Below are 6,000 nucleotides of genomic sequence, written 5' to 3'. Positions count from 1 at the left end.
TTTTTTTTTTTTTTTTTTTTTTAGTTCAAATTCACGCCTGTTTCAAATCATGATTATTGTCATTTGTATCGTTGCTAGAATGGCCAAGTTCATGTACTAGTTTTTTCATATAGAGCGACCAATAATGAACAAGTTGAAACCCATCAATCAATTCGACACCGACTTCTTTTGCATACTTTTGAGCGTTTGAAGTAAATCCACTTGTCGTGAGTACAATACCACCTTTAGCATTCTGTTTGATAATTTGAGAATGGATAATGGCAATTGGATCAAAAGAGACATCCTCTTTATAGCATTTTACTTGAACTAGAAAGAGACCGTTACTCCGTAGATGTTCGATATCTACCCCATAATCCCCCGAACTCTGTGTAACATATGTTGTCCCCCCATATATTCCCTCTAGAATATCGGCTACAAAATATTCAAATTCGTAAGGATTATTTTTAATAAAGTTACTCGAGAGATTTTGATCGCTCGGCACCTCTACCTTCTTAAAACGATAATACAATCCCATAGCCAATGTATTATACATCTGATCATTCGTATCCAATAATTTGGTGGTTAGTGTACGAAGAGATTCAAGTTCCTCTTCTTTCAAATTGTACTTGAACAGCCCAACACCTAAGAGGATAATTGTAACAACAGCGAAAAAAATCATCATCAACATATATTCCCCACTTTTTCTTATCAGTTATTTCCATTTGCGAGTTGCATTAGTCATTTTGTGGGAGGTGAAAAGTGAAGAAAGTGAACCGAGTGCTCGTTTATCTATGTAGTTTGCATCCTAATCGGCTTAGAACTCTTAACCGAGTTAGTCATCATCACACCGTCGAATCGGTGTTTAGACTACTTAATCTAAAAGATTCTTTCCAAGCTGTAATGAATGGACTAGAATCAAGTACTTTTATAACATAACGAATGTGTTATAAAATAGCCTTGGGATATCAAAACTCGCAGCTGCCGCTCATTCTTAATAAAGCTCTGTAACAATCGGAACCGATCATTAGAGTAATGGTTTGCAGAGTCATTTGTGACAGTAAATTATTATTTGCAAGTTATTTCAATCGCTTAATCAATGATCGATATGCGCCTTTCCGGAGAATCACATTAACCACCTTAGCAGAAATAAAGCATATAGACGCCATTCCTGAACTAAAGAATTCCCTTTTTGATCCCCATATTTCAGTTAGGGAAGTGTCAAGATTCTATCTTAGTTCAGTAACAGAAATTGATTTTGCGAACCACTACTTGGATTATTTATGAGGCGAGAATACGAAGAGTCTAGCTACAGCATTAATTGCTCTGGGTGAAGTTGGAAGTCCTGAGCATGTGGAAATTCTAGCAGAGTATGCGAGTCATGTAGATATAAAAAAAAACGAGCAGGTCTTAGGGGATTATCTTTATTAAACTGCGATCAGTTTCTTGAGCTTTTTTATTTCGCTCTACAAAGTGATAACAAAGGTGTATCAGTTGAAGGATATCGCGGATTACGTAAGAAAGCATATCTTATTGATTCTAATCGTTTGTTAAATGTGCTTCTTAAAACGACAGAAATACATGTCGCCAAATATGTCGTACGATTGTTCGCGGTTATAAATAAATGGGATCAATTGCGTTGTTTACTAAATGCACTTGAGATAATGAGAGATGATAATATTAGAGTAGAAATTAAAGCTCAACTGAAAGTGGAATTCTTCCTTTAATCGTAGTGTTCAAGCAAAACCGAATGCTTTTAAAGTTGAAGAATTGAATAAGATGCTAGTTCGACTTTCTCAAGATTTAGGAGAAAAAGAAGTCAAAAAATTAAAGTTTTTGATACGTTGAGTGTTCCGAGTGAGATCATACAAAAGGCGGGACTGCCTATGGGGCAACGAGCTAACTTAGTTATTGTAAAGCAAGATGGTTACGATCTTTATTACAATCATTGGTGTGCAAATACGCTACCCAGTGATCTGTTTTGGGGGCCAGAACATGCAATTTCATTTATCCAAGCTCAAAAGAAAGTTGATCAGACAGATTGGTTAGATGATATATGGGCCGAAGGTGGAGCTGTCATAGACGAAGCGAAGAAACTGCTTTTATTTTATGGTGGTGAAGAGGAGCAATCTAATATTCCATATAGAAGGCTATTCTTAGAATTAATGCAGAGGGTTTGGGGAGATTGGGAAATCCACTGGGCACATGAAGGTATTGTTAATCTTGCAGAATACGTTGACGTCTCGAGAGATAAGGTTCTTACTGGTAAAAATGATGATTTAGCTAATGTGAATTTAAGACCTCCAGGTGCTCTGGATTGGATTGATACTATTGCTAGCATAATATTTGAAGATGAAGAAACACTGATTTTCCCTCTAGATGGGGGTATCGAAGGATATTTGATTCATGGACCGGAGCTCTTGCAAAACTGTAATAAATCTTTTGGTTATAAACAATTTCATATGGAAGAATGGGCATCAGACTTTCCATCTTCCGGATTTCATATTGACATAAAAAATAAGCAGATTGAAATATGGTATGCAGATGTTTTTTCAAATATCGTTCAACGACTTCAAGAGAAATGGGAGGATTGGAAGGTAATCGACCACATAGATAGTTATGAAGCACACACTGAAATTTTAAAAGGTAGACTGCAGTTTCAAGCTGAAGATAGTAGTATAATGCTGTCGGAAATTAAAGCATCGCTCCTACGGTCACCTACAAATCCGCTGGATACCATTTCTTCGTTAGTTACAAGGTTGCAAAAAGATGGTAAGGAAATAAAAGTCAGCCCCGATGCCTATATGCATGAAAATTACAGCATGCCAAACACTATCCGTGAAGATATCATTCGATACGCTTTTTCTATGTTCGAGAATAATGAAAAATGAAGTGAAATATATAATACTAAAAGTCGATTGGCATGAATGCATAATTATGCATAGTTGGTTAAAAGTAAGGATATTTTTCTAACGAGTTCTGCAACAAACCGCTAAATTTGCAACGGTGAGCTTTAAATTCTAATTAATTCTGGAATATCACATTTTTTGTGTTATTACTTAACTTATTGATATTTATATCAGTTCGAAGTCGACCAGGGAAGCGGGTTACCACTTATCCGACTGCAGTTTTATAGTTAATCGCATTTAAGTCTTCGGCCAAAATCAAAAAACGCGCCTGATCCATAGTGGTTTAGCGCGTTTTTCGGGAAGAATACGGTGTCAGAACGGAATATTCATAGCGGTCTGAATATTTTTCAGATCAAGCTGAATTTGCTCAGGAACATGGTAAGGATGGTATAGTCCCCGCTGCATCATGTAGTTTGTTATCTTTTCATGGGAGTCTATAGCTTCGTCGAGCTGTTTCATCAAAATTTGCTTGATTTCGGGGGTGGCACATTCCGTTACGGCCATGGCGTAGTTTCTGACTCCGCTCTTGGCGTTCATCAAAAAATCCATTGCGATAACGTCATCGGTTAGCGTATGAAGCCCTGTCATGTGTTCTATTATTGTGTTCATGTTTTATCTCCTATTGGGTCACTTTAGACAGCACTCCACCGAGCTCTTGAAGCTGCTGCTGTGATAATTGAACGTCTTGCTGCAAAATTTGTATGAGCTCCGGGTCGGTTACCAGAGCTTGCATGGTTTTGGATTTGGTCATGCAAACGGTCTTGAACGCAGCCATTTCATGAACCTCCAGCATCTCATGCAAGGCGTAATTGGAATTCATTTGGATTTTCCTCCCATTTATTCATCTATATTCAAGGTTTTAAGACGACTTTGATGCAATCGTCCGTTTTCGTATCAAACACTTCATAGCCGTGCTTGGCCTCGCTGAGCGGAATGACGTGCGTAACAACGTCTCCAGGGTCCACTTTCCCCGAGGCAACCAATTCGTACATATACGGCATATAATGAATGACCGGAGCTTGTCCGGAACGGATATTCACGTTGCGCTGCATGATGTCGCCGAGCGGGAATCCGTTATAGCGTCCGCCGTATACCCCAGTGACTTGGATGGTCCCGCCTTTGCGGACAGCCTGAGACGCAATGATAAATGCGCTCATGGTGCCGCCTTGCAGTTTCAAACCGCTGGCTAGAAATTCGAGATCGCTCATCTTGCCGTCCATTCCTACCGCATCAATCACGACATCGGCGCCGCCTTTGGTCATTTCCTTGAGATTGTTGCCGATATTCTTATCCTGTTCGAAGTTTACGATTTCCACATTGTTCGTTCGCTTCGCATGCTGTAAGCGGTAATCGACATAGTCAACGGCGATGACCCGCTTTGCTCCCTTCAGCCAGCAGAACTTCTGGGCCAGAAGTCCGATCGGACCGCAGCCGAGCACGATGACTGTATCTCCATTCTTGACGCCGGCATTATCTACGCTCCAGAACGCCGTCGTCATGGTATCGGCGATCAAGCTTAGCTTTTCATCCGGTTGCTCGCAGTTTTCAGGAATCTTGAAGTGAGTGAAATTAGCAAACGGAACTCGTAAATACTCGGCTTGGCCGCCGGGGTAACCACCGGTCGTTCCGGAGTAGCCGAAATATGCGCCCATATCCCCGTGTTCGTTTGAGTTGTCGCATTGGCTTTCCAACTGATTCTTACAAAAAAAGCATTCACCGCATGCGATGTTGAAAGGGATGATCACCCGGTCGCCTTTTTTTACCTTGGTCACTCCAGGTCCTACTTCTTCTACAATCCCCATCGGTTCATGCCCAATGACATAGTTCTCCTGAAGGTTAGGGATCATCCCGTGAATCAGGTGAAGGTCCGAACCGCAAATGGCGGAACTGGTGACTCTTACAATCATATCGTCCGGTTTCTCAATCTTCGGATCTGGCACCTCTTTGACCACGACATTTTTAATCCCTTGATACGTAACGGCCTTCATGCTCTATGTCCTCCAATATGTTCATCTGGGGTCCGATCAAACATCCCTTTACGCGACGTATCACCCGGGAACAAATTCATCTGCCCGATCATCACCGTATTTTTCGCTGAAAGCTGGTCAAGTTGGTACTGTTCATTCAGCTCGTAAGGATGGAACCATTTTTTGCGAATCATGAGCTCCGTGATTTCTTGGTGCATTGCAATCCCTTGCTTCAGATGATTACGCAGCATCGCTCTTACATCGGGAGAAGCTGTTTCCGTCAGGGCGATGGACAAATTTCGCACACCCTCTTTGGCACGAAGAAGAAAGTCCATTGCAAAAGTCATATCTGCCATTTCCGGCATATTTAATGAATTGATCGGATCTAAATAATCGGTATTCATTTTTGTTCCCCTTTAATGTGTAATAGGTGTAGGGCTATTTGGAACAGGCGCTTGGAAAGGAGCTCTTGCATAGATTACTTGCAGCTCGGCGATCTGTTGTGTGGATTGAATTACGTCTTTCTGCATTAATGCTTTAAGCTCTTGATCAAAGACTAAGCCTTGCATAAGTTTTGACTTAGCGAGGCAGAGCGTTTTAAAGTTTAACGCTTCATGCAGTTCCATCGATTCGTGCGGCGCTAGCGTTGGCGTATTCATTGAGAAAATATCCCCTCCTTTTTTCATCTAAGTTAGATTTACCTACACATTGGATCTTATACTAAAATTAATTGCCGAAAATGTAAGGTCCGAATATTCCCATGCAGTCGTAAGAATATAAATAAAATCTCAACCGCATACTTATTTCTGTTTAAGCTATTAATCTTTGCTCAAGGAAGGAGGATTTACCTTGCCCAATGAAAACAAAATTGATCTAGCAACCGAAAATGCAAGAAAACCGGCGGAAGGTGCACTTAACTCAAGCGGCAATACGCTTGAGCAGCATGCATCTAACGCGGTTTCTGAGGCGCAAACGGCTTTAAATGAGGCGATAAGCTCGATAAGTGAATCTAATGCGGTAACAAATTCACAAGCTTTGGAGACGGCCCGGCAGCAATTGACCCGAGCAGAGGAATTTTTAGATCAAGCACAAACTTCAGCAAACGCCTTACGTCTGCCGGATCAGCACAGCGAATCATGACATGCGAA

At 40.9% G+C, this 6,000-nt stretch carries 8 protein-coding genes; 2 read left to right on the top strand and 6 right to left on the bottom strand.

Features of this window, described 5'->3' with window-relative positions; genetic code table 11:
• Positions 1–31: 31 nt before the first annotated feature.
• On the bottom strand, positions 32–667 hold the full coding sequence (locus tag PCH02S_RS20945; RefSeq protein WP_127455893.1) for a restriction endonuclease: 636 nt from the start codon (positions 665–667) through the stop codon (positions 32–34).
• A gap of 1,195 nt (positions 668–1,862) precedes the next feature.
• Here PCH02S_RS20945 and PCH02S_RS20940 point away from each other — a divergent pair.
• On the top strand, positions 1,863–2,867 hold the full coding sequence (locus PCH02S_RS20940) for a hypothetical protein (RefSeq protein ID WP_127455892.1): 1,005 nt from the start codon (positions 1,863–1,865) through the stop codon (positions 2,865–2,867).
• Between the two features lie 330 nt (positions 2,868–3,197).
• On the opposite strand, the gene PCH02S_RS20935 is transcribed toward PCH02S_RS20940, so the two are convergent.
• Genes PCH02S_RS20935 through PCH02S_RS20915 form a run of 5 tightly spaced genes read right to left on the bottom strand, consistent with a single transcriptional unit; the run spans position 3,198 to position 5,511 of the window.
• A complete protein-coding gene (locus PCH02S_RS20935; protein WP_127455891.1) occupies positions 3,198–3,494 on the bottom strand; it encodes a spore coat protein in 297 nt (98 codons plus the stop codon).
• Between the two features lie 10 nt (positions 3,495–3,504).
• Positions 3,505–3,705 (bottom strand): hypothetical protein, encoded by a 201-nt coding sequence (locus PCH02S_RS20930; protein WP_127455890.1) that lies wholly within the window; start codon positions 3,703–3,705, stop codon positions 3,505–3,507.
• 31 nt (positions 3,706–3,736) lie between these two features.
• Positions 3,737–4,873: a zinc-dependent alcohol dehydrogenase gene (locus PCH02S_RS20925; RefSeq protein WP_127455889.1), complete on the bottom strand. Its 1,137-nt coding sequence runs from the start codon at positions 4,871–4,873 to the stop codon at positions 3,737–3,739.
• The gene (locus tag PCH02S_RS20920) at positions 4,870–5,256 is read right to left on the bottom strand and encodes a spore coat protein (protein ID WP_127455888.1); all 387 of its coding nucleotides are present in this window, start codon (positions 5,254–5,256) and stop codon (positions 4,870–4,872) included. The genes PCH02S_RS20925 and PCH02S_RS20920 overlap by 4 nt, the downstream gene beginning before the upstream one ends.
• Before the next feature lie 12 nt (positions 5,257–5,268).
• The gene (locus PCH02S_RS20915; protein WP_127455887.1) at positions 5,269–5,511 is read right to left on the bottom strand and encodes a spore gernimation protein GerQ; all 243 of its coding nucleotides are present in this window, start codon (positions 5,509–5,511) and stop codon (positions 5,269–5,271) included.
• Positions 5,512–5,701: 190 nt separating this feature from the next.
• Here PCH02S_RS20915 and PCH02S_RS20910 point away from each other — a divergent pair, with 190 nt between their 5' ends.
• Positions 5,702–5,992: a hypothetical protein gene (locus tag PCH02S_RS20910; protein WP_127455886.1), complete on the top strand. Its 291-nt coding sequence runs from the start codon at positions 5,702–5,704 to the stop codon at positions 5,990–5,992.
• Positions 5,993–6,000: the final 8 nt, after the last annotated feature.

It is taken from the genome of Paenibacillus chondroitinus NBRC 15376, from assembly GCF_004000765.1.
Classification (GTDB): domain Bacteria; phylum Bacillota; class Bacilli; order Paenibacillales; family NBRC-103111; genus Paenibacillus_E; species Paenibacillus_E chondroitinus.
The sequence above is the reverse complement of the archived record's forward strand: the minus strand, read 5'-3'. Positions and strand labels throughout refer to the sequence as shown.

Coding starts and splice junctions, on each gene's coding strand:
- PCH02S_RS20915 (WP_127455887.1), bottom strand. CDS start 5,511: ATGAATACGCCAACGCTAGCGCCGCACGAATCGATGGAACTGCATGAA.
- PCH02S_RS20940 (WP_127455892.1), top strand. CDS start 1,863: ATGGGGCAACGAGCTAACTTAGTTATTGTAAAGCAAGATGGTTACGAT.
- PCH02S_RS20925 (WP_127455889.1), bottom strand. CDS start 4,873: ATGAAGGCCGTTACGTATCAAGGGATTAAAAATGTCGTGGTCAAAGAG.
- PCH02S_RS20945 (WP_127455893.1), bottom strand. CDS start 667: ATGTTGATGATGATTTTTTTCGCTGTTGTTACAATTATCCTCTTAGGT.
- PCH02S_RS20935 (WP_127455891.1), bottom strand. CDS start 3,494: ATGAACACAATAATAGAACACATGACAGGGCTTCATACGCTAACCGAT.
- PCH02S_RS20920 (WP_127455888.1), bottom strand. CDS start 5,256: ATGAATACCGATTATTTAGATCCGATCAATTCATTAAATATGCCGGAA.
- PCH02S_RS20930 (WP_127455890.1), bottom strand. CDS start 3,705: ATGAATTCCAATTACGCCTTGCATGAGATGCTGGAGGTTCATGAAATG.